Source organism: Streptomyces sp. NPDC127108, from assembly GCF_042677545.1.
GTDB lineage: Bacteria > Actinomycetota > Actinomycetes > Streptomycetales > Streptomycetaceae > Streptomyces.
Window position 1 is genome coordinate 138,910 of the sequence record NZ_JBHXTE010000001.1, and the last position, 24,544, is coordinate 163,453.

At 72.4% G+C, this 24,544-nt stretch carries 19 protein-coding genes and 2 pseudogenes; 14 read left to right on the top strand and 7 right to left on the bottom strand.

Going from position 1 to position 24,544, the window contains the following annotated elements:
* Nucleotides 1-113: 113 nt before the first annotated feature.
* From folE to ACFVHO_RS00605, 5 genes and pseudogenes are all read right to left on the bottom strand, one after another.
* Nucleotides 114-770 carry a GTP cyclohydrolase I gene (gene folE, locus ACFVHO_RS00585; RefSeq protein WP_385708037.1) on the bottom strand — a complete coding sequence of 219 codons (657 nt, stop codon included), beginning with the start codon at nt 768-770 and terminating at the stop codon, nt 114-116.
* Nucleotides 770-1,381 (bottom strand): annotated as a pseudogene (locus ACFVHO_RS00590) (radical SAM protein); the annotation flags it as partial. The gene folE and the pseudogene ACFVHO_RS00590, both read right to left, overlap by 1 nt.
* A gap of 193 nt (nt 1,382-1,574) precedes the next feature.
* Complete coding sequence (locus ACFVHO_RS00595) at nt 1,575-1,976, bottom strand: 6-pyruvoyl tetrahydropterin synthase family protein (protein ID WP_385708040.1); 402 nt, start codon at nt 1,974-1,976, stop codon at nt 1,575-1,577.
* Nucleotides 1,977-2,548: 572 nt separating this feature from the next.
* Nucleotides 2,549-3,265 carry a response regulator gene (locus tag ACFVHO_RS00600; RefSeq protein ID WP_385708043.1) on the bottom strand — a complete coding sequence of 239 codons (717 nt, stop codon included), beginning with the start codon at nt 3,263-3,265 and terminating at the stop codon, nt 2,549-2,551.
* A complete protein-coding gene (locus ACFVHO_RS00605; protein ID WP_385708046.1) occupies nt 3,258-5,129 on the bottom strand; it encodes a sensor histidine kinase in 1,872 nt (623 codons plus the stop codon). The genes ACFVHO_RS00600 and ACFVHO_RS00605 overlap by 8 nt, the downstream gene beginning before the upstream one ends.
* A 353-nt stretch (nt 5,130-5,482) precedes the next feature.
* On the opposite strand from ACFVHO_RS00605, the gene ACFVHO_RS00610 reads away from it, so the two are divergent.
* From ACFVHO_RS00610 to ACFVHO_RS00665, 12 genes are all read left to right on the top strand, one after another.
* The gene (locus ACFVHO_RS00610) at nt 5,483-6,580 is read left to right on the top strand and encodes a radical SAM protein (protein WP_385708049.1); all 1,098 of its coding nucleotides are present in this window, start codon (nt 5,483-5,485) and stop codon (nt 6,578-6,580) included.
* A gap of 258 nt (nt 6,581-6,838) precedes the next feature.
* On the top strand, nt 6,839-9,460 hold the full coding sequence (gene lanKC, locus ACFVHO_RS00615) for a class III lanthionine synthetase LanKC (RefSeq protein ID WP_385708052.1): 2,622 nt from the start codon (nt 6,839-6,841) through the stop codon (nt 9,458-9,460).
* A 492-nt stretch (nt 9,461-9,952) separates the two neighbouring features.
* Nucleotides 9,953-12,514 (top strand): class III lanthionine synthetase LanKC, encoded by a 2,562-nt coding sequence (lanKC, locus tag ACFVHO_RS00620; protein WP_385708055.1) that lies wholly within the window; start codon nt 9,953-9,955, stop codon nt 12,512-12,514.
* The gene (locus ACFVHO_RS00625) at nt 12,511-13,902 is read left to right on the top strand and encodes an MFS transporter (protein ID WP_385708057.1); all 1,392 of its coding nucleotides are present in this window, start codon (nt 12,511-12,513) and stop codon (nt 13,900-13,902) included. Before lanKC (ACFVHO_RS00620) ends, ACFVHO_RS00625 begins: the two co-directional genes overlap by 4 nt.
* 25 nt (nt 13,903-13,927) lie before the next feature.
* Nucleotides 13,928-14,878, top strand: coding sequence for a GDSL-type esterase/lipase family protein (locus ACFVHO_RS00630; RefSeq protein ID WP_385708060.1), 951 nt, complete (start codon nt 13,928-13,930; stop codon nt 14,876-14,878).
* Between the two features lie 112 nt (nt 14,879-14,990).
* The gene (locus tag ACFVHO_RS00635) at nt 14,991-16,070 is read left to right on the top strand and encodes a dihydrodipicolinate reductase (protein WP_385708063.1); all 1,080 of its coding nucleotides are present in this window, start codon (nt 14,991-14,993) and stop codon (nt 16,068-16,070) included.
* A complete protein-coding gene (locus ACFVHO_RS00640) occupies nt 16,067-16,546 on the top strand; it encodes a carboxymuconolactone decarboxylase family protein (protein WP_385708066.1) in 480 nt (159 codons plus the stop codon). Before ACFVHO_RS00635 ends, ACFVHO_RS00640 begins: the two co-directional genes overlap by 4 nt.
* Before the next feature lie 219 nt (nt 16,547-16,765).
* Nucleotides 16,766-17,377 carry a hypothetical protein gene (locus ACFVHO_RS00645; protein WP_385708069.1) on the top strand — a complete coding sequence of 204 codons (612 nt, stop codon included), beginning with the start codon at nt 16,766-16,768 and terminating at the stop codon, nt 17,375-17,377.
* Nucleotides 17,378-17,441: 64 nt separating this feature from the next.
* Entirely contained in the window at nt 17,442-17,960 is a 519-nt protein-coding gene (locus ACFVHO_RS00650; RefSeq protein WP_385708071.1) for a hypothetical protein, read from the top strand.
* On the top strand, nt 17,957-18,424 hold the full coding sequence (locus tag ACFVHO_RS00655) for a GNAT family N-acetyltransferase (RefSeq protein WP_385708074.1): 468 nt from the start codon (nt 17,957-17,959) through the stop codon (nt 18,422-18,424). Before ACFVHO_RS00650 ends, ACFVHO_RS00655 begins: the two co-directional genes overlap by 4 nt.
* 120 nt (nt 18,425-18,544) lie before the next feature.
* Complete coding sequence (locus tag ACFVHO_RS00660; protein WP_385708077.1) at nt 18,545-19,702, top strand: serine hydrolase domain-containing protein; 1,158 nt, start codon at nt 18,545-18,547, stop codon at nt 19,700-19,702.
* A 41-nt stretch (nt 19,703-19,743) separates the two neighbouring features.
* A complete protein-coding gene (locus ACFVHO_RS00665) occupies nt 19,744-20,097 on the top strand; it encodes a hypothetical protein (RefSeq protein WP_385708080.1) in 354 nt (117 codons plus the stop codon).
* A gap of 34 nt (nt 20,098-20,131) precedes the next feature.
* Here ACFVHO_RS00665 and ACFVHO_RS00670 read toward each other — a convergent pair whose 3' ends face one another.
* Nucleotides 20,132-21,082 (bottom strand): aldo/keto reductase, encoded by a 951-nt coding sequence (locus tag ACFVHO_RS00670; RefSeq protein WP_385708602.1) that lies wholly within the window; start codon nt 21,080-21,082, stop codon nt 20,132-20,134.
* Nucleotides 21,083-21,194: 112 nt separating this feature from the next.
* Here ACFVHO_RS00670 and ACFVHO_RS00675 point away from each other — a divergent pair, with 112 nt between their 5' ends.
* Together ACFVHO_RS00675 and ACFVHO_RS00680 are read left to right on the top strand one after the other, a co-directional pair.
* A complete protein-coding gene (locus ACFVHO_RS00675) occupies nt 21,195-22,187 on the top strand; it encodes a helix-turn-helix domain-containing protein (protein WP_385708083.1) in 993 nt (330 codons plus the stop codon).
* A 224-nt stretch (nt 22,188-22,411) separates the two neighbouring features.
* Nucleotides 22,412-24,217 carry a carbamoyltransferase gene (locus tag ACFVHO_RS00680; RefSeq protein WP_385708085.1) on the top strand — a complete coding sequence of 602 codons (1,806 nt, stop codon included), beginning with the start codon at nt 22,412-22,414 and terminating at the stop codon, nt 24,215-24,217.
* Here the strand turns inward: ACFVHO_RS00680 and ACFVHO_RS00685 are convergent.
* Nucleotides 24,214-24,513: pseudogene (locus ACFVHO_RS00685) on the bottom strand (peptidylprolyl isomerase); the annotation flags it as partial. The gene ACFVHO_RS00680 and the pseudogene ACFVHO_RS00685 overlap by 4 nt on opposite strands.
* Between the last annotated feature and the right edge of the window lie 31 nt (nt 24,514-24,544).

A 24,544-nucleotide genomic window follows, 5' to 3' on the forward strand; every position in this document is an offset into this window, starting at 1 on the left:
CCTTAGTGGGGTGTCTCTTGTGGGCTCGCTTCTCGCTCAGGGTTGGTGGGGGGGGGGGGGGGGGGGCGCGGGGCCCCCCCCGCCCCCGCCGGGCCCGCCGTCCGTCGATCCGTTCAGTGACGGTTCTCGCCGGTGAGAGCCGTGAGCTCCTGGCGCAGGGCGTTGTCCTTGAGGGCGCCGCGCCACACCGCGGTGGTCATGGTCGCGGGGGTGCGGACGCCCCGCATGGCCATGCACAGGTGTTCGCCGCGGCCGATGACGGCGACGTCCGGCGAGCCCGTCAGCTTCTCGATGTCGTCGGCGATGTCCTGCGTCAGCTGCTCCTGGGACTGGAGCCGGTGTGCGTGCCGGTGCGCGACACGGGCGAACTTGCTCAGTCCGAGGATGTGTTCGCGCGGCAGGTAGCCGATGGTGACGCGGCAGGAGAACGGCAGCAGGTGGTGCTCGCAGAGCGACCACACGTCGATCCCGGACACGGCGACCAGGCTGCCGCTCGCCGTGGTCTCGAAGACCGTGTCGACGGAGCCAGGGTCGTGCTGGGTGAACTCGCGCCACCAGCGGGCAAACCGCCCGGGGGTGTCGCGCAGTCCGTCGCGCTGCGGGTCCTCCCCGATCTCCACGAGCAGTCGGCGGGCGATGTCCTCCAACGGATCCGTACCCGCCAGCCGATCCGCGGCTTCCAGCGGAGCTGGCCCTTCCAACGGATCCGTTCCCGGCGCCTCGCCGCTCAGCGCCACTTCCTCGGCCAGTACCTCAATGCTGCTGGTCATCAGACCCCCCGTTTGTTTCCCCAGATGTTCACGTGCAGTCGTCCGGACAGGTTCCATTTCCGTGCGATCACCGCGTCCGCCAACGTGCGGATGCCCAGGTCGATTTCCTCGGGCGACTGCCCCCTCGGCATGATCCAGACATTGCGCAGCCCGAATTCGGTCACGAACGCCTCGACCTCTTCGAGATCGCTCGTGTCGCCGCAGACGAACTTGAACGCCGCATTCGGCAGGCGCGCGAAGCAGTGGAGTGCCTCGGGGACCTTGCGGCGCCTTTCGGCCACTCCGGAGTGGGCGAGCTTCGGCGACACGTTGAAGCTCGCTCCGGTATCCACCAAGGCGCTGGCGGGAATGACGGTGCCGTTCGTCTCGAATTCCACGGCGATGCCGTGCGCGCGCAGCGCGCGGACCGTCGGCAGCACCCGGTCCTGCTGGCTGAGGGGCTCACCGCCGGAGACGACGATCAGCCCGACGCCAAACCCCAGGAGCCGCTCCGTCACGTCGTCGGTGGTGAGCGTGTGCAGTTCCTCGGCCGCCCGGTAGGCGATCCCGGTGTCGGACTCGCCCTTCCAGTCCCACGTGTACGGCGTGTCGCACCACCGGCACGTCAGATTGCAGCCGCCGAGCCTGAGGAACGCGCACGACCTTCCCGTGGAAGGCCCCTCGCCCTGGACGGCGCTAGGTGGGTCCGAAGATCTCGTTGACCACGAGGTTCGGAACCGACATGGGCATCACCTCCCTCCCGCCCGCGCGGGGCGCGTCGCATCGAGTGCCGGACCGCTCCGTCGCGCCCGGCGCGTCGGGCGGTCAGTCGCCCGCATGGTCCGGGCGCGCGGCGAGGGCCGCCGTGGGCCGGTAGGTCGCCCATGTCTTCGGTGTCTCGGAGACACGCACCGCGGTGAGTTCCGGATAGTCGTCGGTCCAGGTCTGGTAGATCCACAGGGCGATGTTCTCCGCCGAGGGATTCCGCTCGCCGATGGTGTCGTTGAGGTGCCGGTGGTCCAGCGTCTCGTCGAGCCATTTCTTGAACTGCCCGAGTTCTCCGTAATCGCGTACGAAACCGGGCTGGGTCAACTCGTCCGACTCGGCGGAGAGTTCGAGTACGACGATGTAGTTGTGTCCGTGCAGCCTCCCGCAGGGATGGTCCGGAGGCAGGTGGGCCAATTGGTGGCTGGCCGAGAAGTGGAATTCCTTCGTGATGGAGAACAAGCCCTCACTCCTTTTCTCGTCCGGGCACACCGCGCCGCGGCACGCCGTACGGACTTTTCACCACTGCTGCACTGCGCATCCGGCGGCGGCATCTCCCTGCCACGCCGGAAGGAAAGAAAAAAGGGGGGCAGAGGCGAGAGCGCGGTTCGCCTCCGCGAGGAAAGGCCGGACCGTGGCTCGCTGCCGGATGCGGGGCGATGCGGATGATGGCTGGTGCTGACCCTCCCCCTTGGGTTTCACCACCGCTGAAAGGCGCCGACGTGGTCGGCGTCCAGAGCCCTTCGGGCCGCCCCTGGCCCGTCCCGGCACAACTGGCGCGAGGCGTGTCCCTCCCGGGTCCGGGAGGGAACGCGCGCCGCCTCAGACGCAGTCCGACACAGGTCGGTGTGCGCACACCATCGTGGTACAGCCGACGCGATCGGCACAGGAGGGCATTGCGCGCACAGACGGCGCGAGCCGCCGGGTCCCGAACGGCGCGAGCGGCGCACAGCGCTTCCCGCGGGGGTTCACGCGCACACCCCGCCGTGCGGCCGCAGTGCACCGCTGACGGACACCGACCGGTCCGGCCCGACTCAGTGCGGGCCGGGCGGGGCGTGCCGCAGGTAGGCGAGGACCGCGCTGACCCTGCGGTGGAGTTGCGGTATTTCGGCGAGGCCGAGCTTGGCGAAGGTGGAGTTCACGTGCTTCTCGATGGTCGACTCGGACAGGCGCAGGGAGTCGGCGATCGCGCGGTTGGTCTTGCCCTCCGCCATGTGCCGCAGGACGTCCAGTTCCCTGGGGGTGAGGCGCGACAGGGGCGCGTCGGCGCCGCGGGCGTGGCTGCCCATGAGGACCTCCACGATGCGCGGGTCGACGACGGAGCGTCCGGCGGCGACCTCGTGCAGGGCGCGCAGGAGTTCGTCGACCTCGCCGATGCGCTCCTTGAGGAGGTAGGCCAGGCCGTCGGTGCCGCGCCGGAACAGGTCGAAGGCGTAGTTCTCGTTGGCGTGCTGGGAGAGCACGACGACGCCGATGCCGGGGTGCGACTCGCGGATGGCGTGGGCGGCGGTGATGCCCTCGGTGTGGTGGCCGGGCGGCATCCGGATGTCGGCGACGACGACGTCGGGGCGCAGGCGTGCGACGGCGTCGAGGAGTTCGGCGGCCGTGCCGACGGCGGCGAGGACGTCGGCCTCGCCGGTGTCCTCCAGGAGGCGGCGGGTGCCCTCGCGCACCAGGTAGTGGTCCTCGGCGATGACGACGCGCAGCGGCGCGGAGCCCTGGGTGCCGGGCGCGGGTCTGGGGTCAGGCACGGGTGTCCTCCCTGACGTGTTCCGGGAGCCGGGCGCGGATCACGGTGCCGGTACCGGCGCGGCTGGTGATGGTGAGTTCGCCGCCCACGGCCTCGGTGCGGTCCCGCATGCCGATGAGGCCCGAGCCATGGGTGGTCGCGGTGGGGAATCCCGTGCCGTCGTCGGTCACCTCGACCTGGAGGCGGCCGTCGGCGCGGGTGATGCGGACGGTGACGTGTCCGGCGCGGGCGTGCTTGAGGACGTTGGTGAGGGCTTCGGAGACCAGGTAGAAGGCGGACTCCTCGATGTCGAGGGCGAAGCGCACACCGGCCAGGGACTGCCCGCTCTGGACGGTGACGGGGATGGGCATGCGGCGGGCGCAGGAGGTCACGGCGGCGACGAGGCCCTGGTCGGTGAGGATGGGCGGGTGGATGCCGTGGGCGAGTTCGCGGAGTTCGTCGATGACGCGGTAGGCGTCGTCCTGCATCTCGGTGAGGGCGCTGTCGATGCCGCCGCCGCGGTGCAGTCGGTTGCGGGCGAGGGCGAGTTTGGCGACGAGGGCGACGAGGTCCTGCTGGATGCCGTCGTGGAGGCGGCGTTCGATGCGGCGGCGCTCGGTGTCCTGGGCGTGCACGATGCGGGCGCGGGACGCGGCGAGTTCGGCGGCCTGGCGCTGCATCTCGTCGGCGTGGGCGCACAGTTCGGCGGCGAGGCGGACGTTGTGCACGGCGAGGGCGGCGGAGCGGGCGAGGGTGCCGCCGATGGCGTCGTCCTCGGGGGTGGCGCGGCCCTCGGTCTTGGGGCCGTACTCGATGAGGCCGAGGGTGTCGTCGCCGTAGAAGAGCGGGAACTGCTTGACGGGCCGGGCGGCGGCGGGCCGTTCGCCGGATTCGGCGGTGGACAGGGGCAGGCCGTTCCCGCCGAGGCGGACCCGTACCCACCGCAGGCCGAGGCCCTCGCGCAGGCCGGTGGCGAGCTGGGGGGCGAGCCGGTCGAGGTCGTAGGCGTGCTCCAGGGCGGTGCTGAACTGGACGAGGAGTTCGAACCTGCTCAGGCGTTTGCCGAAGACGCGCCGCTCGACGAGGGTGTTGAGCCGGTCGCGCAGGGGCCGGAACAGGGCGGTGGCGACGACGGCGACCAGCAGGGACAGGCCGACGGGGAAGAACAGTCCGGCGGTGAGCCCGAGGGTGAGGGCCATGCCGAGGTACCAGCTGTTGATGATGAACCACAGCGAGCCGTAGACGGCGGAGGGCCTCAGCACGATGTCGACGCCGAGCAGCCGGTGCCGGAAGGCGGCGTAGACGAGGGTGACGGAGATCGAGATGTAGGGCAGGGCGCCGAGAAGCGCGCCGATGAAGAAGAACGTGCCCTGCTCGCCCTGCCAGGAGCGGAACAACCGGGTGGCGGCCCGGGACAGCAGGACGACGGCGCCGAGGACGGCCCAGGGCAGCAGAGCGGCGATGTCGGCGCGGCCCGCGGCCCGGGCGCGCAGGCAGCGTACGGCGAGGAGCGCGGCGCCGATGCCGGGCAGCCAGGCCTCGGGGTAGTAGAAGACGATGTAGTAGACGATGTGCTGCGGCACCCCGGCGAGGGGCAGCGCGATCGGCAGGGCGAGCAGGCCCCACAGGGCGCGCAGGACGTGGCGTTCGTAGCGGAAGGCGTAGCGGCCGTCGGGCAGTAGCGCGAGCAGGCGCAGGATGAGGATGCTCACCGCGAGGTTGCAGATCTCGTGGGTGATCTGGAGGCCGAGGTCGAGCGGAAGGACCGGGCCGACGACCTTCGGGCGGAGGTGCCATCCGAGCTCACGGATCATCAGGTTCGTGGTGTGGCGCACGGCGATGGCGACGGACAGCCAGGCGCCGAGCAGCAGCAGGCGGCGGGCCACGGGGCTCGACGGGGCGTGCCACCAGGTGAAAAGACCTGCGAAATAGCACGGGAGTACGGATCCGAGGACCCAGGGCAGAACATACCGGTTCTCCAACTGCGTTGTCCCGATAAGCGTTGCCCAGAGCATGAACACTCCGCCACTTACGGCGACAAGGCACATCCCCCTGCTTCTGCCTGCCACGGGCGTCATTATCGGCCGCTGCCAGGACGGGCGTCCACGGAAATAATCCACCGCGTATGGAGGAAAACCGCCATACGGTTTGGGGGGTGCCCGGGTGCCGCGGAATGACGCCGGCGAGAACACTCTGAACTCAATCGCCGACGCGGATTCCTCGAGAACGGGTGGCTGTCATGAGTCGTTGTTCCGGTCCGGAAGTGGTCGTGTGGGACACCACATACGCGTGCCCCCTGCGGTGCTCGCACTGCTATTCGGAATCGGGACGGCGGCCGTCGCGACAGCTCGGCCCTGAGGACATGCTGCGGGTCGCGGACGCGCTCGTCGCGCTCGGGCCGCGGGTCGTGGCGCTGTCCGGAGGCGAACCGCTCGTCGTCCGGGGCCTGTTCGACGTCGCGGCGCGACTGCGGGCCGGCGGGGTGAAGCTGTCGATCAACACCAGCGGCTGGGTGATGAGCCGGGCGCTCGCCGAACAGCTCGCGGACCGGTTCGACGAGGTGATCGTCAGCCTCGACGGGGCGACGCCCGAGGTGCACGACCGCATCCGGGGCCGCAAGGGTTCCTTCGACCGGGTCCTTGCGACGTTGGCACTCCTCGACGAGGTGGCGGGGGAACGGAGCGCGGCCGAACGGGGGCGGCTGCGCTTCGGCATCGACTGTGTGGTGATCCGCAGCAACTTCCCGCAGCTGGAGGCCTTCGCGGCCGACATCGCCCACCGGTTCCCGCACCTGACCACCCTGGGGTTCAACGCCGCCGTGCCCGAAGGTCTCGCCAGCCGCACGGAGTTCTGCGAGCGGGAGCTCCTCGACGACGACCAGGTCGCCGAGCTGACCAGTGAGACGCTCCGCTCCCGGCTGCGCAACCTGGCGCCGCCGTCGGTGTCCGTCGACACCACGGACAACATGAACCTGGTGATGAACCCCGAACGCGTCGCCCGGCGCGTCGACACCCTGGTGATGCAGGTGGAGCCGGACGGCCTGGTGCGGGGGATCCCCGTGTACGAGGGGACGGTCGGCAGCCTCCTGGAGGAGCCCGGATCGGTTCTGTGGGAGCGCACGCTCGCGCGGCTCCAGGACCCGTTCGTCGTGGAGACCCTGTCGTCCGTCCACTCCATGGGGACCTGGGCGGAGGCGGTCCGGCTCATGGACCGCCGCTTCGGGACCGCCGAGGACATCGCCCGCTTCGACCGGCGCACGGTCCGCACGAATCCGCCGGAATTCATTGCTCCGGCGGTAGTGGCCTCCCAGGGGTCACCGGGGCGGCACTCCGTCTGACAGGGGGCAGCCGTCCGTCTGCCCCTGCGGGTATTCCGCAGTCATATCGCTTCCGCATACCAGCATTCCGCGGCGGACACCGGCCCGTCATTCCACCCCGGCGCCCTTCCGCCCACTGTCCAGAACGCTGCTGATCTCTGTCCGGAACTCGCCCGTATTCCGGCCGGATTCGTCCCCGGATTCCTCGTGTCACTCGACCCCCCGAGCCACCGCCCGGCAGCGGGTTCGGCTCCTCATTCCGGCTGAAAGGACCGCGCCATGATGAAACTTCAGGACTACGACCGCTTCTACCGCGCGGACCCGGACTTCTTCGAATTCCCGGAACGACTGGCCGACGACGCCCCGGACCGGCTGTCCGCCGTCCTGCGCGAGACGCCGCGCGGATGGGAGCGCACGGAGGCCGGATGGTGGGTGCGGCTGCGGCCGCCCGCCGCCCGGACTTCCGGTCAGGGCTGGCGGATCCACGTATCGGTGACGCTGCCGCAGTTGGAGCGGACGGCGGAGATCGTCCGGGAGTACTGCGTGCACCGGGGCCTCGGCTGCGACCTGGTCCGTGGCGTGACCGCGGCCCACGCCCTCGCCGACGTCCGCGCCGACCGCCTCACCAGCGCCGACCTTTTGGTCCTGCACCCGGCCGACGAGACCGGACTCGCCACCGCACTCGGGGACCTCACCGCCCTCCTCGAACCGCTGCCCGGCCCGTACGTCCCGGGCGCGCTGCGGCACGGAGCGGGCCCGCTGTACGTACGCTATGCCGCCGCGGAGAACCGTCGATGTCCCGCCGGCGGCCACCCGACCGCCCCCGGCGACGAGCACGACCTGGTGCCCGCCCTCGAGCGGCCCGACGGCACGCTCGTGCCCGAGGACCGGCGCCCGGTGTTCCGCCTCCCGGACTGGGTCGCCCTGCCCGAGGTCCTGCGGGCCGACCTGGAGGCGCTGCTCGCGCCGCCGCAGTCGTCGTTCCCCTACCGCGGTGTGCGCGCCCTGTCCCAGACCACCGGCGAGGGCACGTACCGCGCCACCGAGTCCGCCACGGACCGCCCCGTCCTCCTGCACGAGGCACGCCCGCACGCCGGTCTCGACGTGCGCGGTGACGATGCCGTCACCCGCCTCGCCCGCGAACGCGCCCTCCTGGAACGCCTCGCGGACCTGGACTGCGTGCCTGACGTCGTCGGCCAGCACGTCCGGGCGGGGCACCACTTCCTCGCCGTCGAGGCCCCCTCTGGCCGCAGCCTCGCCGAGGCGGCGGCCGCCGCCTTCCCGCTGACCACGGACGACCAGGCGCGCAGCGGGGCCGCGGACTACGCGAAGTGGGCCCTCGACGTCACCGACCGGGTAGCCGACGCCCTCGACTCCCTCCGGCGGCGCGGCGTACGCCTCGGCGAACTCAACCCGGAGCACATCGTCCTGCGCCCCGACGGCCGCGTCGTCCTCACCCGCCTGCGCACGGCCACCGACCTGACGGACGACCGGCCCCCGAGCGTCGGCGAGGAGGGCTTCACCGCCCCGGTCGGCCTGCGCGGCGCCGCCGCCCACACCCATCTCCTCGACACGCTGCGCCTGTGGCTGCTGCTTCCCGTGCCCCACCGCGCCCCCGCGACGCTGCGCGTCCTCACGGAGACCGTCGACGAGCTCTACCCGCTGCCCGCGGAATTCGGCGCCACGCTCCTGTCACGCCTGCGCCGGGGTGCGGGACCCGAAGGCCCACAGGGCACCGACGGCGCCAGCGGCACTGACGACGCCCGCGCACTCGCCGCGGAGCACCCCGACTGGCCCGCTCTGCGCGGGCGGCTGGTGGCCGGGCTGCACGCCATGGCCACGCCCGAGCGCACCGACCGGCTGTTCCCGGGCACTCCGTCCGGCCCGGCGTCGCTCGGCGGGACGTCGTTCGGCCACGGCGCGGCCGGGGTCCTGTACGCGCTGCACCGGGTGGGCGCGCCCGTCCCCGGCGAGTACGCCGACTGGCTGGCGGACGCCGCGATCCGCGACCCCGACCCCCGGCCCGGCCTGTACGACGGCCTGCACGGCGTGGCCCTCACCCTGGACCTGCTCGGCCACCGGGACCGGGCCCTCGCCGTCCTCGAACGCTCCCGTCCGCTCGACGCCCGTGTGGTCCGCCCGGACCTCGCGGGCGGCCGGGCCGGGATCGCCCTGAACCTGCTGCGGTTCGCCAAGGCCACCCACGACTCCGCGCTGCACGACGCGGCCCTGCGCATCGCCGACGACCTCGCCGCGCTCGTCGTGGACGGCCCGCCCGTCCCCCGGACCGGCACTCCCCCGCCCTACGGTCTGCTGCACGGCCCGGCCGGGATCGCCCTGCTCTTCCTGCAGCTGTACGAGGACGGCGGCGCGGCCGGCTTCCTCGAACTCGCCGACCGCGCGCTCGGGTTCGACGTCGCCCGATGCACGACCGGCTCCGACGGTGCCCTGACGCTCTTCGACGGCACCCACCACCTGCCGTACCTGCACGGTGGCAGCGGCGGGCTGGCCTTCCCGCTGCGGGCGCTGCTGCGCCGCCGCCCCGACCCGGGCCGGTCGGACACGCTCGCCGCCGTGCGGCACACCTGCCGCGCCCTGTACGTACGCAACGCCGGACTGCTGCGCGGCCGCGCGGGTGCCATCGCCGTGCTCGCCGCCATGGACGGCCCCGGCGACCGGGAGGCCGCGCGCGCCCAGGTGCGCCGCATGGCCTGGTACGCGCACTCCTACCGCGGGCAGCTCGCGTTCCCGGGCTTCCGGATGCTGCGCCTGTCCGCGGACCTCGCGACCGGCGCGGCGGGCGTACTGCTCGCCCTGGACTCCGCGTTCGAGGGAGGCGGGCCCGTCCTGCCCTACCTCGACCCGCGGTCGACGTCCGCACGAGCTGACGGGAGGAGGTGATTCTCGGATGTCGGAGATCTTGGACCTGCAGGAGCTCGAGGAGGAGACCCCCTCCCTGTGGCCGTGTGCCAACAGCTCTCACAGCAGCCTCGGCATGGGCTGACGCGCGCCGCACCACGCGTCCCGCCCGCCACCGCATCGACCGCCCCTGAGGAGGTGACACACATGGCAGAGATCCTGGAACTGCAGGAGCTCGAGGAGGAGACCCCCTCCCTGTGGCCCTGCGCCAACAGCTTCGAGAGCGCCCGCGGCGTCGCCTGACGCACAGCTTGCCACCCCGAACGCCTTCCGGCCGTGGCCCCTCACGGCCGGCAGGCGATCGGTGCCACCGGTGGCAGCCGGGGCTCCTGGTCCTCTCCCGGACCAGGAGCCCCGTGTCCCGCGACGCCCACCGCCCCTGACTCCGGACGACGCCGGGCACTTCGAACGACACCGGACGACCCCAGATCGACACCGAATGACGCCGAATGACTCCGCGAAGGAGCACGCACCATGCTCGCTCAGGGCCACCTCATCGCCGACGACTGCTTCGTGGACGCGCTCGACCGCATCGACGACACCGGGCAGCGCTTCGCACGCACCGACAGTCCGGCGCCCTCGGGGTGGGCGCGAACGGAGCGCGGCGGCTGGGTCGTCCTGCACCGGGACGGCGTCCCGCTGCCCCGCCAGGGCTGGAAGATCCACGCCTCGGCCACGGCGGACCGCGCCGAGCACGTCGTCAACACCGTCTGGGACTACTGCACCCGACGCTCCGTCAGCTTCAAGTTCCTGCGCAGCTCCGTGCTCCTCCACCACATGAACAGCAAGCAGGCACCCCGCTCGGCCAGCGGCAAGCTCGTCACCGTCTACCCGGCCGACGAGCGGGAACTGCAGCGGACGCTGGCCGGGCTCGGCGAGGTCCTGGGCGGCGTCGAGGGCGCGTACGTCCTGAGCGACCTGCGCTGGGAGGACGGCCCGCTGTACGTGCGCTACGGCGGGTTCCAACTGGCTTATTGCTTCGCGCCGGACGGCGAGTACGTCCCGGCGGTCGAGGGCCCCGACGGCGTCCTGCTGCCCGATGTGCGGGGCACGTCGTTCCGGGTGCCGCCGTGGGTGGAGCCGCCCGGCTTCCTCGCGGCGCGCATCGAGGCGTCACGGGCGGCCGCGCCGGGCGGCTTCCCCTACCGGGTGCAAAAGGCGCTGCACTTCTCCAACGGCGGCGGGGTCTACCGCGCGGTCGAGAAGAGCACAGGGCGCCCTGTGGTGCTCCGTGAGGCCCGGCCGCACGCGGGGCTCGACGACCGGGGCGCCGACGCCGTGGCCCGGCTCGCGCACGAGGAAGAGATGCTGGAGCGCCTCGCCGGACTCGGCTGCGTCCCCGCGCTGTACGACCGAGTCCGGCACTGGGAGCACCACTTCCTGGTCGAGGAGCTGATCGAGGGCGAGACGCTGCAGGAGGCGGTCGGCCGTCGGCATCCGCTGTTCCGGGACGGCGCGGACGAGTCGGAACTCGCCGCGTACACGCTCTGGGCCCAGGACATCATCGGCCGCGTCGAGGAGGCGGTGGCCGAACTGCACGCGCGGGGCGTCGTCTTCGGGGACCTGCAGCCCGGCAACATCATGGTGCGCCCGGACGACAGCGTGTGCCTGGTCGACTTCGAGACGGCGTTCGAGGAGGCCGAGGACCACCGGCCCGCGCTCGGCACGCCCGGGTTCACCGCCCGCTGGGCGCGGTCGGGCCGTTCCGTGGACACGTACGGGCTCGCGGCGATCGGCCTCGCGCTCTTCTGCCCGCTGACCCCGCTGCTGCGCTTCGACCGCGACAAGTACGTCCAGCTGACGGACTGGACGCGGGGGCGCTTCCCGGTGCGGCCCGAGTTCACCACGCGCCTGCGCGAGCAGTTGGCCCCGCCGTCCCACTGGCCGCGGGCCGACGACGACATCCCGCCGGACGGCTCCCGCTGGCCCGAGGAGCCCGGCGCCGACGCGCGCGACGCGCTGGACTCGCTGGCCGAGGCGATCCGCCTCTCCGCGACGCCCGAGCGCGAGGACCGCCTCTTCCCGGGCGACGTCCGGCAGTTCGACAACCAGGGGGCGTCGCTCGCCTTCGGCGCGGCGGGTGTCCTGCACGCGCTGCTCGTCTCCGGGTACGCCGACGACCCCGCCTTCGAGGGGTACGTCGACTGGCTGGCGCGGGCCGCCGAGCGCACCCGCTGGCCGCGTCCCGGGCTCTACGACGGGCTCGCGGGCGTCGCGTACGTCCTGGACGAGCTGGGCCGCGCCGACGAAGCGCGCGCGACCCTCGACCGCGTCGGCGGCATCGGGCTCGACCGGTGCGGCGCGGGCCTGTTCGGCGGCCTCGCGGGCATCGGTCTGGCGAGGCTGCGCTTCGGTGACGTGGACGCGGGGCGGGCGCTGGGGGAGCGCCTCGCGCGGCTCGTCACCGACGGGGGGCGGCTGCCGGGCCCGGCGGACGCCGTGGGGCTCACCCACGGCTGGTCGGGCCCGGCCCTGCTCTTCGTCCACCTGCACGCCGCGACGGACGAGGACCGGTGGCTGCGCCTCGCGGAGACCGCGCTGGCCCGCGACCTCGGCCGCTGCGGGGCGCCGCGCGAGGGCCGGGTCCAGGTCAGGGACGGGCAGCGGTGGCTGTCGACGCTGGACCGCGGCAGCGCCGGGATCGGCCTGGTCCTCGACGCGTACGTCCGGCGCACCGACGACCCCTACTTCGCACGCGTACGCGACCGCATCCGCGACGGCCTGGGCACGGAACTCCTGCTCTCCCCCGGCCTCCTGGACGGTCAGGCGGGGCTCCTGCACGCCACCGCCCACCTTGCCGGCCCAGGCCCCGCACTGGCTCCGCACCTGCGCGGCCTGGGCCTCCACTGCGTGCGCTTCCGGGGGCGGCGGGCCTTCGCGCTCGACGGCCTGCTCCGCCTGTCGATGGACCTGGCCACCGGTACGGCCGGGGTGCTCCTCGCCGTGCACACCGCGCTGCGGGCCGGTCCGGCGGACGCGCGGCACGCGGCGCTGCCGTTCCTGGAGGAGCGGATGCCTGCCGGGGCGCCGAGGTGAGGCACGGGGGCGCTGCCGGGCGGCGCGGGGCCCGCGCGCCCGACAGCCTCCGCCGCAACCGGGACTTCCAACTCCTGTGCGCCGGGCAGGGCCTGTCCCTGCTCGGCTCGGGCGCGTCCGCCATCGCCCTGCCGCTGCTCGTCCTGCGCTCCACCGGATCGCCTTTGCACGTCGGCCTGGTGGAGGCGGTGTGGACGGGCTCGCTGGCGCTCGCGTGCCTGCCCGCGGGACCGATCGCCGACCGCTTCGACCGCCGCACGGTGCTGCTGATGTGCGAGGCGGGCCGGGCGGTGGCGAGCGCGGCCCTCGCGGCGGCGGTCCTCGCCGGAGCGGCGTCGCTTCCGGTGCTCCTGGTCGCGGGGGCGGTCCTCGGGTTCCTCACCGCGCCGTTCAACGCGGCGGTGCTTCCGCTGGTGCGGGAGGTGGTGCCCGAGTCCAAGCTGCCCACGGCCCTCGCCGTCAACCAGGTGCGCGGGCAGGCCGCCTACCTGCTGGGTCCGGTGGTCGGCGGCGCCCTGTTCGGTGTGGGGGCGAGCTGGCCGTTCTGGCTGGACTGTGCCTCGTACACGATCTCGGTGTGCTGCGTCCTCGCGCTCCGGGTGCGTCCGGGCACCCCGCCGGGGGCGCGCGAGGGCTGGTGGGCGTCGTTCACCACGGGGCTGCGCTTCCTGTGGCGCCAACGTCTGCTGCGGCGGCTGACGTTGGTGGCCTCGGCGCAGAACTTCGTCTTCGACGGGGTGTACCTGGCGATCGTGGTGACCACCGCCCGGCAGGGCGTGTCGGCGCTGTCCGTCGGGATGGTCACGGCGACTTCGGCGGTCGGGGCGATGGCCGGGGTGATGCTGGCGCCGTCGGCGGGCAGGCGCCTGCGACCGCCGACGCTCCTGCTCTTCACCGGCGTCGTGTGCGCGGTCCTGGTCGGCGCGATGGCCCTGACGTCGACGGCGGCGGCGCTCGCCGCCCTGCTCGCGGGGTGCGCTCTCGCGGTGGCCGTCTCGGGTTCGGTGATGACCCTCGCCCGCCTGCGCCACACTCCGGGCCACCTCCAGGGCCGTACGAACAGCACGATCGGGCTGCTGTTCATGGCCACGCCTCCGCTGGGGGCGACGCTGGCCGGGGTGATGCTGGAGGGAATGCCGACGCCCGTGGTGTTCCTGGTCTTCGGGGGGCTGCTCGCGGTGCTCGCCGCGGTGTCGCCGCGCGAGGGGACGTTCCGGTCGCCGGGCGGCGGGGAGAGGGTGCTGGAGCACGCGGAGGACGGGGACCGATGGCACGGGGAGGACGGAGACCGTCGGCACAAGGCGCCCGAAAGCCGCCCCGCTCCGCTCCCACCTGCGACGGAGCGAATCCCCCGGCCGGACGAGGCCGGTGACGCGCACATAGGATGATCTTCCGCTTCCCGGAAGAAAGGCCTTGGCGCCCGAGGTGACCCCGCTCCGCCCGCACACCCTGTTCTCCTTCGGCACGCTGCTCGACGAGCGGGTCCAGACCTCCCTGTTCGGCCAGGCCGTGCCCAGCACCCCGGCGGCACTCGCGGGCCACACCACCAGGCCCCTGCCGATCACCGACCCGGCCGTGATCGCCACCAGCGGCCTCGACGTCCACCTGACCCTGGCCCGGCAGCACGGCTCCGCGGTCGAGGGCGCCGTCCTGCACCTCACCGACGACGACCTCGCCGCGGCCGACGCCTACGAGGTCGACGACTACGTGCGCCGCCGCGTCCTGCTGTCCTCCGGGGAGACCGCCTGGGCCTACCTGGACGCGAAGCCGCTGCGTCCGGCGGCCCGCATCGTGATCGTGGGCGACAGCATCGCGTACGGCCGCTGCGATCCGGACGGCGGCTGGGCGGCTCGGTTCGCGGCCGACCACATCGCCGCGAACGAGTCGGATCACCGGGTGTTCAACCTCGCCATCCCCGGCAGCACCCTGCGCGACGTCAGCACGCAGACACCCGCCCTCCTGGCCCCCCGCCTGCCCGACACGCTCCTCGTCGCCGCCGGCATCAACGACTCCGCGCTGCCGCTCACCGGTCCCGCGGCCCCCGACGACTGGCTGACGGACGTCGCCGCCAGTCTCCGCTCGCTGGCCGCCACCGCCCTCGCCCACAACGCGCGCCTCGTCGTCGCGGGACCGACCTGGGTCGACGAAGCCCGGACCCACGACTACGAAGGGCTGCGCTTCACCCAGGAACGCGCCCAGGCCCTGCGCGCGTTCCTGCGGAAGTGGTGCGAGGACAACCACGTCGACCACCTCGACGTGTGGGAGCCCCTGCGCGACAACGCCGCACTCCTCGTCGACGGCCTGCACCCCACCGCCGAGGGCCACCAGGCGCTGCACCACCACCTCCACGCCCTCAGCCGCTGACCTTCCGACCCGTCGCCGACCCTCCACCGGCCGCTCCCCCGCCCCGCCCTTCGCGCACAAGGTGCGGTCATGCCCCTAGGAAGTGCGAGGCCCTGTCGTTACCCTCCGCCGCATGATTTCCACGGTGGTCTGGGGCACAGGCAATGTGGGGCGGGCGGCCGTCCGCGCCGTCGACGCCCACCCGGCGCTGGAGTTGGCGGCCGTGCTGGTGCACGACCGCGCCAAGGTCGGCCGCGACGCCGGGGAGCTCGCCGGGCTCGGCCGCGGCCTCGGGGTCGCGGCCACCGACGACGTCGACGCGGTGCTCGCCGCCCGGCCCCGGGCCGTGGTGTACGCGGCGTCCGGCGACATCCGCCCGGACGACGCGATGGCCGACGTCATCAAGGCGATCGGCGTCGGAGCCGTGGTCGTGACGCCCTCGCTGTACGCGTTCTACGACAAGGTGGGCGCCCCGCCCGAACTGCGGGAGCCCGTCCTCGCCGCGGTCGCGGCCGGGGGCGGCTCGCTGTTCGTCTCCGGCGTCGACCCGGGCTGGGCCAACGACGTGCTGCCGCTGCTGGTCAGCGGGCTCGGGACCACCATGGACGTGATCCGCTGCCAGGAGATCTTCGACTACTCGACGTACGACCAGGAGACCTCGGTCCGCGATCTGATCGGCATGGGGCACCCGATGGCCTACGAGCCGCTGATGCTCGCGGACTCGGTGCCGACCATGGTGTGGGGCGGGCAGATACGCCTGATGTGCCGCGCCCTCGGCGTCGAACTCGACGAGATCCGCGAGACGGTGGAGCGCCGCCCGCTCGAGACGACCGTGACCACCCGGACCATGGGGCGGTTCGAGGCGGGCACGCAGGGCGCCGTGCGGTTCGAGGTGCAGGGCATCGTCGCGGGCGCGCCCCGGATCGTCATCGAGCACGTCACGCGCATCCACCCCTCCTGCGCCCCGGACTGGCCCACTCCCCCGGACGGCGACGGCGCGCACCGGGTCCTCATCGAGGGCCGCCCGCGCATCGCGGTGACCGTCGAGGCCACCGACGAGGACGAGAACCGGTCGGCGGGCGGCAACGCCACCGCGGTCGGCCGCCTGGTGGGCGCCATCGACTGGCTCACGGCGGCGGAGCCCGGACTCTACGACGCCCTCGACGTCCCGCTGCGGCCCGCGGTGGGCAGCCTGGGAAGGAAGTTGCCATGATCATCGACATTCCCGAAGGGCAGGAGCCGATCGGGTACGTGTGGGGCGAGCTGGTCCCGGGCATCGGCGCGGCCGCCGCGAACTTCTCCCTCGCGGTGTACGAGCACAGCACGCTCGGGCTGCGCGAGTTCGAGGCCGCGCGGCTGCGGACCGCGCAGATCAACGGGTGTGTCTTCTGCCTCGACTGGCGCACCGAACGCGACGGGAAGAAGGTCGAGGACGGCTTCGCGGACGCGGTCACCGCGTGGCGCACGACCGACGCCTTCGACGACCGCACCCGGCTCGCCGCCGAGTACGCCGAACGGTACGCCCTGGACCACCACGGTCTGGACGAGGAGTTCTGGGCGCGGATGAAGGCGCACTACAGCCAGGTGGAGATCGTGGAGCTGAGCATGAGCATCGGCTCCTGGCTCGCGTTCGGCAGGCTCAACCACGTGCTCGGCATCGACAGCGTGTGCGTGCTCCCCACGCACTGACGGCCCCGCGCGCCGACTGCCCCGCGCACTGCCGGCGCCGCGCGCCGACTCCCTTGCCCCGTATGGCTGTTGCTGTTCGGTGACATGAGGGACAGAGCCGTGACATGCGCGGGGGCAACGGGTGCGGGGGGCCGCGGGTCGTATGGGGCGTGGGTCGCCGTGGGGGCGGTCCTGTCGGCCCGGAGCGGCGGGTCGACGCTCCGACGTGGGGAGATGTCGATGATGAATGTGCGTGTGAATGTGAAGCTGCTGGCGATGGCCGCCGTGGTGGCCGCCTCGGGCGTGGCGGTGGGAACCGTTCCGGCCGCGGCCGCCGAGGGCACGCCCAAGTTCCTTTCCGCGTCCGAGCTGCCGCCGCACGCGTCGTCGGCCTGGCACGCGGGGCCGATCACCTCCGGCCAGCCGGACCCGCTGCCGATGTGCGGGGGCGAGGCGCTGCCGTCGACGTCCGTGCACCGCGCCTACCGCACGGACCTGGACACCGGCGCCCTGCAGGTGACGGTGGTCGAGCGCGACGTGCAGCGCGCCAAGGCCTTCGCCGAGCTCCTGCGCAAGGACCTCGCGGGCTGTGCGAAGAAGGTGATGGCGCAGTACCCGGACGTCACCGCGGCGCAGAAGTACTACGGCAAGGTGGACGTCGAGGAGGGCGCGCACGTCTACGGCGTCCACACCGAGGCGAGTTGGGGTGCCTCCGACATCAACATGTACGCGGTCGGCCGGGACGGCAGGACGGTGACGCTCGTGCACTGGGGGCAGATGGGCGACTTCTCCGACGCCCCGGTGTCCGCCTTCAAGACCACCACGGCCACGGCGGTGAAGAAGCTGTACTGACGGCAGCGCCGCACAGTGCCCTGGTCCCGGCCGCCTGCGGGCCGGGCCAGGGCATCATGGCCGGATGAGTGATCTCAGAGAGATGCCGCCCGGGCTCGACACCGAGGCGCTGGAGGCCCTGGCCGACGGCCATCACGCGCGTACCGCCCGCGCCTCGGCCGTCCGACAGGCCGGCGGTCACGTCGTGAAGGTGTACGCGCTGGAGGCGCCGGGCCGTACGGTCACCGCGCAGGACGAGGCGGCCGCGCTGCGGCTCGCCGGTGCCCATCTGGAACTGGGGCGCGCCCGCGGTTCGTTGGGCCTCGCGGTGCTGATCGTGCACGCGGGCGGCGACGGTGACTACGTCCTCGTGTCCACCTGGATCGAGGGCTACATGTCCGACCTGGCGGTGTTCGTCGGCCCGCCCGGACAGCCCGACCGGCTGCGGCCGGGGCGGGTCGGGCTCGCGCCCTGCGTGTGGGAGGCGGCCCTCCTCGCCCATGAGCGGGAGGCGTTCACGCGGCACGTCCTGGACGGCGGCGGCCGGATCGCGGACCGGGTGGTGGCGTGGAGCAAGGACGTCCTGTCGGGAGAGGTCCGATGACGTCCGCCCGGCCGGTGCGGCACGCACGCCCCGACGATCTGCCCCGGGTCGCGGAGCTGGCCGCGGAGCACGCCGTCTACGAGAAGGCCGCACCCCCCGTACCGGACCTGGCGGAGCGCCTCGGCGTGCTCCTCTTCGACACCCCCGCGCCCCGCCTGCGCTGCCTCGTGGCGGAGGCGGACGACGGCGAGGTGATCGGCTACGCCACCTGCGCGCCGGAGATCTCGACGTGGGACGGCCGCGAGTACCTCCACATGGACTGCCTCTTCCTGCGCTCCGGCCACCGCGGCTCGGGCCTCGGCGCGGCGCTCATGGACGCCGTCGTGGCGGAGGCGCGGGCCCTCGGTGCCGAGGAAGTGCAGTGGCAGACGCCCGCGTGGAACGAGGGCGCGATCCGCTTCTACGACCGCCTCGGCGCCCGGGCCAAGGAGAAACTCCGCTACTCCCTGCCGGTCCAGGGCTGACGCTCCGGGACGCACCGCGCGATCCCACCCGCCGTACAGGAACGAAGAGTTCGGGTCCTTCTCAACCACTTCGTCACCTTGCTCGGTCTTGTTACGAAGACGACAGTGAGGAGAAGCGGGATGGCATTACGCAAGAGGTCCAGGATCGGTGGGGTGGGTCTCGTGGTGGCCGCGGTGGCCGCCACCGCCTTCACCGCCCCCGCCCACGCGGCGCCGGACCCCGCCGGGGCGTCCGGTCACGGGGCGACGCAGCGCGCGATGGACGCTGCCGTGCGGGCGGGTGTCCCCGGCGTCACGGCCCAGGCCCGCGACGGCCGCGGCGTGTGGAAGGCGGCGTCGGGCGTCGGCAACCTCAAGACGGGCGAGCCGCGCGGCAAGGACGACAGGTTCCGCGTCGGCAGCATCACCAAGACGTTCATGGCGACCGTGCTCCTCCAGATGGAGGCGGAGGGCAGACTCAGCCTCGACGACACCGTGGACCACCACCTGCCCGGCCTGGTGCGCGGCAACGGCAACGACGGCCGCGGGATCACCGTGCGGCAGCTCCTCAACCACACCAGTGGCCTGTTCGACTACCTCGCCGACAAGAAGTACAGCGAGACGTACATGGAAGGCGACGGCTACCTCAAGCACCGCTACGACACCCTGCCGCCCAAGAAGCACATCAGGGTGGCCCTCTCCCACCGGCCGCTGTTCAAGCCCGGAGCCAAGCACTCGTACTCCAACACCAACTACATCCTCGCCGGGCTGATCGTCGAGAAGATCGGCAAGAGGACGTACGAGGACGAGGTCCGCGACCGCATCATCGAGCCCCTGGGTCTGAAGGCGACCTCCAACCCGGGCAACAGCATCCATCTGCCCCGGCCGAGCAGCCGCGGCTACTCCAAGCTGTTCAGGTCGCAGCCCGACCGGATCGACGACATCACCGAGATGAACGGCTCCCAGGGCTGGGGCGACGGCGACATCATCTCCTCCGCCGGAGACCTGACCCGATTCTACAGCGCCCTGCTGCGCGGGAAGCTGCTGCCGCCGCGCCAGCTCAAGGCGATGAAGACCACCGTCAGCAACGCCGAAGGCCAGGACACGGGCTACGGACTCGGCCTGCAGCGGTTCGAGACGAAGTGCGGCGGGACCGTCTGGGGCCACGGCGGAGGCATGGTGGGCTGGCTCTCCCTGGCCGTCACCAGCGAGGACGGCCGCCATCAGCTCGCGTTCAACTACAACGGGGACTGGGAGTCGGACTCCATCCTGCCCATCATGGATGCCGAGTACTGTTGATCAGCACGTAATCTCACCAGACCTCCGGGGCCCGCACTCTCATGGCGTACGTCTTCATCCTCTGCTGCTTCCTCCTGATGGCGGGAGTCTCGCTCCTTGCCGCCCGCGTCGGGCGCCGCGGCGAGGTCGGTGACCGCGGGGTCGGCTACGACGTACCGGACGAGGTGAAGCGCGACCCGGAGCTGCGCGCCCGCGCCAACCACCTGGTCGCGCACTGGTGCACCGGCGCTGCGATCCTCAGCGTCGCCCCGCTGGTGCCGCTCGGCAGCGTCCTGCTCTCCGACGGCGACCGCGCGATCAGCACGACGGGGATGCTGATCGTCGCGGTCTACGGTCTGGTCGTCGTGGCCGTCGCCGGGTATCCCTTCGAGAGGATCAAGCGCCTGGCGCCCTGAGCGCCCCGACCGGCCTTCGGTGCCGCCCGTGCGCTCAGGCGGTGCGCCGGTGCAGGGAGTCGAGGGCGGTCAGCTCGTCCGGAGAGAGCCGCACCGCGCCGGCGGCGACGTTCTCGGTCAGGTGCCGGGGGTCGCCGGTGCCGGGGATCGCCAGGACGTGCGGCCCCTGGTGCAGGGTCCAGGCCAGCCGGATCGCGGCGGCGCCGGTGCCGTGGGCGCGGGCCACGGCGAGCACGTCCTCGTGCTCGGTGGCACGTGCTCCGGCGGTGCGTCCGGTGCCCGCGATCGCGTAGAACGGCACGAACGCGATGCCCTGTTCACCGCAGGCGCGCACGAACGCGTCGTGCTCGGGTCGCACTCCGATGCCGTACTGGTTCTGGACACAGACCACCGGCGCGATGGCCCGGGCCTCTTCGAGGTGTTCCGGGGTGACGTTGGAGATGCCGAGGTGCCGGATGAGCCCGGCGGCGCGCAGGTCGGCGAGCGCCCCGAAGCGTTCGACGATCGAATCGGTGCCGACGACGCGAAGGTTCACCACGTCGAGGTGGTCCCGGCCGAGCTGACGCAGGTTCTCCTCGACCTGGCCGCGCAGCAGGCCGGGGGTGGCGTGGGGCAGCCAGTCGCCCGAGGGGGCGCGGCCCGGTCCGACCTTGGTGGTGATGACGAGGTCTTCGGGGTAGGGGGCGAGGGCCTGGTTGATCAGCTCATTGGCGGAGCGGAGCCGGGAGAAGTAGAACGCGGCGGTGTCGATGTGGTTCACGCCGAGGTCGACGGCGCGGCGCAGCACGGCGATGGCATCGCTCCGGTCGCGGGGGACGGCGTCCGGCGCGAACGCCTCCCCGGTCTGCGGCAGGCGCATCGCGCCGAAGCCGATCCGGTTGATCTCCAGGTCGCCGAGCGTCCAGGTGCCCGCCGCCGCGGCGCTGATCGCTCCCGCGGCCACCTCTGCGGTCCTGCCCGTGGCGCTGTCCTTGGCACTGTCCATAGCCCTGTCCGTAGCCCTGTCCGTGGTCGTCTCTGTGGTCATGCCGTGGATGATCTCCGCGCTGTAGAGTCCCGGCCATTGATTCGGGCATGAGTGAATCCTTGGAGTGGCGGTGCAGGCGGAGCTGGCTTTCTCGGTGAGCGATCTCGCGCAGATGCGGTTCGCCGTGTCGCCGATGTGGGAGGTCGGGCCGAGCCTTCGGCTGCTGCGCTCGGGGGTCGCCCATCCGGTTCACCGGCGCTGGGCGGAGCAGGTCCGGCCGCGCCTCGCGGGTCCCGGGCTCGACCGGGGCTGGCTCGCCGAGCTGGTCCCGCCGTCGGGGTACGTCCCGGACTTCCTCAATCCGGCGCCCGCCGGGCCCGCGCCCACGCTGGCCGAGGAGCTGGCCAGAGTGCGGGCCACGCCCCCGGACCGGGTGCGTCGGGACCTCGACCGCCTGGGGCGGGAGCAGGGAGGACTCGGGCCACGGGCGCAGACCCTGTACGCCGAGCCGCAGCTCCGGCTCGCCCGGGTCACCGAGGAGATCGAGACCTACTGGGAGCTGGCTCTCGCTCCCTACTGGGCGCGGATACGGGCCGTGCTCGACGCCGACGTGTTCCACCGGGCACGACAGGCCGCCGAGCACGGCGCGGGCCACCTCTTCAACGACCTGCACCCGTCGGTCAGTTGGGACGAGGACGCGCTGCGCCTGGACCGTCGCCGCGGGCCCCTGTCACGCGGGGCGGCGGGCGCGGGCCTGCTCCTCATCCCCTCGGTCTTCACCGGCCCCGTCCCCTTCACCCTCCTGGCGCCGCCCGAGCCCCCGCAGCTCGCCTATCCGGCCCGCGGCACCGGCGCCCTGTGGGAACGCCACCACCCCAGCACCGGGACCGCCGCCCTCGCCGCCGTCCTCGGCCGCACCCGCGCCTTGCTCCTGGCCGAGCTGGAGACCCCGGCCTCGACCACCGAACTCGCCCACCGCACCGGGCTCTCCCGGGCGGGGGTCTCCCAGAACCTCACCGCGCTGCGGGACGCGGGTCTCGTCAGCGCGCACCGGGCCGGACGGTCCGTGCTGTACGCCCGGACCTCCGCCGCCGAGGCCGTGCTCGGCGCACGGCCCGTCTGAGCCCGGGGGTGTCCCCGGGGCCGGGTCTCCCCGGCGCCCCGACCCGCACGGAACCGGAGCCCTCACCGTCACGGAACCGGAGTCCTCACCAGCACGGAAACGGAGCCCTGACCTTCACAAAAGCGGAACCCATGCTGCTCACGCGTCACATCTATCCCTCCCGTATACGGCCGAGTAGCGTGCCGTCCCGCCGCTGTTGTCGTGCTTGGGGAGGCTGAGGGCCAGTGATCGTGCTCGGTTACAACGGATTCACCAGGGGTGCGGAACTCTTCGGGCGGCTGTACGGGGCGACGGGGGTCGACCGCAACCTCTTGGTGGGCCATGACGCCGCGGCGGCGCTGGTGATCGACGGCGAGGTGGTCGCCGCGGTCGAGGAGGAGCGGCTGAGCCGGGTCAAGAAGACGGCCGACTTCCCGGAGCAGGCGATCCGGTGGTGCCTGGACTCCGCCGGGGTCGGCCTCGACGAGGTCGACATGTTCGCCTTCCCCTGGCGTTTCTCGCCGACGGTGGCCGAGCAGATGATCGACCGGATATGCGCCGCCGACCTGTCGGTGGCGGCGAAGTTCGACTCCCTGCGACGCACGGGCGAGCTGTACACCGACATGCTCAGCCGGGAGGCGGTGCACGGCGACTTCGTGCGGCGCACCGGCTACGAGCTGGACCCGAACAAGCTCGCCCTCGTCCCCCACCACCTGGCCCATCTGATGTGCGGCGCCTACCTCGCCGGAGGGGGCGACGCCGCGTTCCTGGTGAGCGACGGCCGCGCGGAGACCCTGTCCGCCGTGATGGGCGAGCTGCGCGACGGCGTGGTCCGCGTCTTCGACGACAGCTCCGTGGAGATGACCAGCTCGCTCGGCGTGGCCTACGGGAGGATCACTCGCTACCTGGGGTTCGTGCCCAACAACGACGAGTACAAGGTGATGGGCCTGGCCGCGTACGGCCCGCCGCCGCGGCACAACCCCCTGCTCGACCGCGTGGTGCGGCTGCACGAGAACGGCTCGTACACGATCTCCGTCCCGAGGGACAGGCAGGCGTACTACGCGCTGTTCGACGACATCTTCGACGGGGACAGCGTGAAGCGCGAGGAGTTCGACTTCCGCGTGAAGGTCGCCGGGCTCGCGCAGCACATGGTCGAGGCCGTCACCGCGCATCAGCTGCGGACGCTCAGCGCGGCCTCCAGCCTGGACACGCTGCTCTTCGAGGGCGGTCTCGCGCTCAACTGCGTCGCCAACTCCAAGATGCTGGAGCGGTCGTCGTTCACCGGCATGGAGGTCAGCTTCGGGGCGAGCGACCCGGGCGTCGCCATCGGCGCGGCCGTGTACACGGCGGGTCTCAGGAACCGGCCCGCCGAAGCCGTCACCACCCCCTACCTGGGCCCGTCGTTCGACGAGCGGCAGGTCCTTGACACCCTGGACGCGTACGCGGACCAGGTCGAGTGGCAGGAGGAGGCCGACGTCACCGCGGTGACCGAAAGGACGGCCGAGCTGCTTGCCGAGAAGAACGTCGTGGGCTGGTTCCAGGGCCGCACCGAGTTCGGGCCGCGCGCCCTGGGCAGCCGCAGCATCCTCGCCAACCCGGCCTTCCCCGACATCAAGGACATCATCAACGTCCGGGTGAAGCACCGGGAGCCGTTCCGTCCGTTCGCGCCCGTCGTCCTGGAGTCGGAGGCACCCCGCGTCTTCGAGATGGGCAAGAAGAAGGCGTCTCCTTACATGACGTTCGTCTTCCCGGTGCGCGAGGAGTACCAGGAGCGCATCCCCGGCGCCTGCCACGTGGACGGCACGGCCCGCGTCCAGACGGTCGACGACCGGCAGAACCCCGTCCTTGCGGGGCTGCTGCGCGCCTTCACCGCGCGCACCGATGTGCCCTGTCTGCTCAACACGTCCTTCAACGTGGCCGGGGAGCCCATCGTCTGCTCACCGCGGGACGCGCTGGAGTGCTTCCTCGCCACGGAGATCGACTGTTTGGTCATCGACCGGTTCGTGGTGACGAAGAAGCATCCGGCGGGCGGCCTCTCGGGCAGGTCTTAGTCCTCGCGGCTGGTGACCTCGATGAGGTGCTGGCCGAACTGCGTCTTCACCGGGCCCTGGACCTCGCCGACCGGGGCGCTGAAGACGACCTGGTCGAACTCGGCGACCATCTGTCCCGGTCCGAACGAGCCGAGGTCGCCGCCGTTGCGGGACGAGGGGCACGAGGAGTGCTTCTTGGCGAGCTCGGCGAAGTCCGCGCCGCCTGCGATCTGCTCCTTCAGCTGCAGCGCCTCGGTGTCGGTCTTGACCAGGATGTGACGGGCGGTGGCACGGGGCATTGTGTTGCCTTTCGAGTAGAGGTTCGTAAGAACGAGCTACACGGCATGT

Coding starts and splice junctions, on each gene's coding strand:
- folE (WP_385708037.1), bottom strand. CDS start 770: ATGACCAGCAGCATTGAGGTACTGGCCGAGGAAGTGGCGCTGAGCGGC.
- ACFVHO_RS00610 (WP_385708049.1), top strand. CDS start 5,483: ATGAGTCGTTGTTCCGGTCCGGAAGTGGTCGTGTGGGACACCACATAC.
- lanKC (WP_385708052.1), top strand. CDS start 6,839: ATGATGAAACTTCAGGACTACGACCGCTTCTACCGCGCGGACCCGGAC.
- lanKC (WP_385708055.1), top strand. CDS start 9,953: ATGCTCGCTCAGGGCCACCTCATCGCCGACGACTGCTTCGTGGACGCG.
- ACFVHO_RS00635 (WP_385708063.1), top strand. CDS start 14,991: ATGATTTCCACGGTGGTCTGGGGCACAGGCAATGTGGGGCGGGCGGCC.
- ACFVHO_RS00640 (WP_385708066.1), top strand. CDS start 16,067: ATGATCATCGACATTCCCGAAGGGCAGGAGCCGATCGGGTACGTGTGG.
- ACFVHO_RS00645 (WP_385708069.1), top strand. CDS start 16,766: ATGATGAATGTGCGTGTGAATGTGAAGCTGCTGGCGATGGCCGCCGTG.
- ACFVHO_RS00650 (WP_385708071.1), top strand. CDS start 17,442: ATGAGTGATCTCAGAGAGATGCCGCCCGGGCTCGACACCGAGGCGCTG.
- ACFVHO_RS00655 (WP_385708074.1), top strand. CDS start 17,957: ATGACGTCCGCCCGGCCGGTGCGGCACGCACGCCCCGACGATCTGCCC.
- ACFVHO_RS00660 (WP_385708077.1), top strand. CDS start 18,545: ATGGCATTACGCAAGAGGTCCAGGATCGGTGGGGTGGGTCTCGTGGTG.
- ACFVHO_RS00665 (WP_385708080.1), top strand. CDS start 19,744: ATGGCGTACGTCTTCATCCTCTGCTGCTTCCTCCTGATGGCGGGAGTC.
- ACFVHO_RS00670 (WP_385708602.1), bottom strand. CDS start 21,082: ATGGACAGTGCCAAGGACAGCGCCACGGGCAGGACCGCAGAGGTGGCC.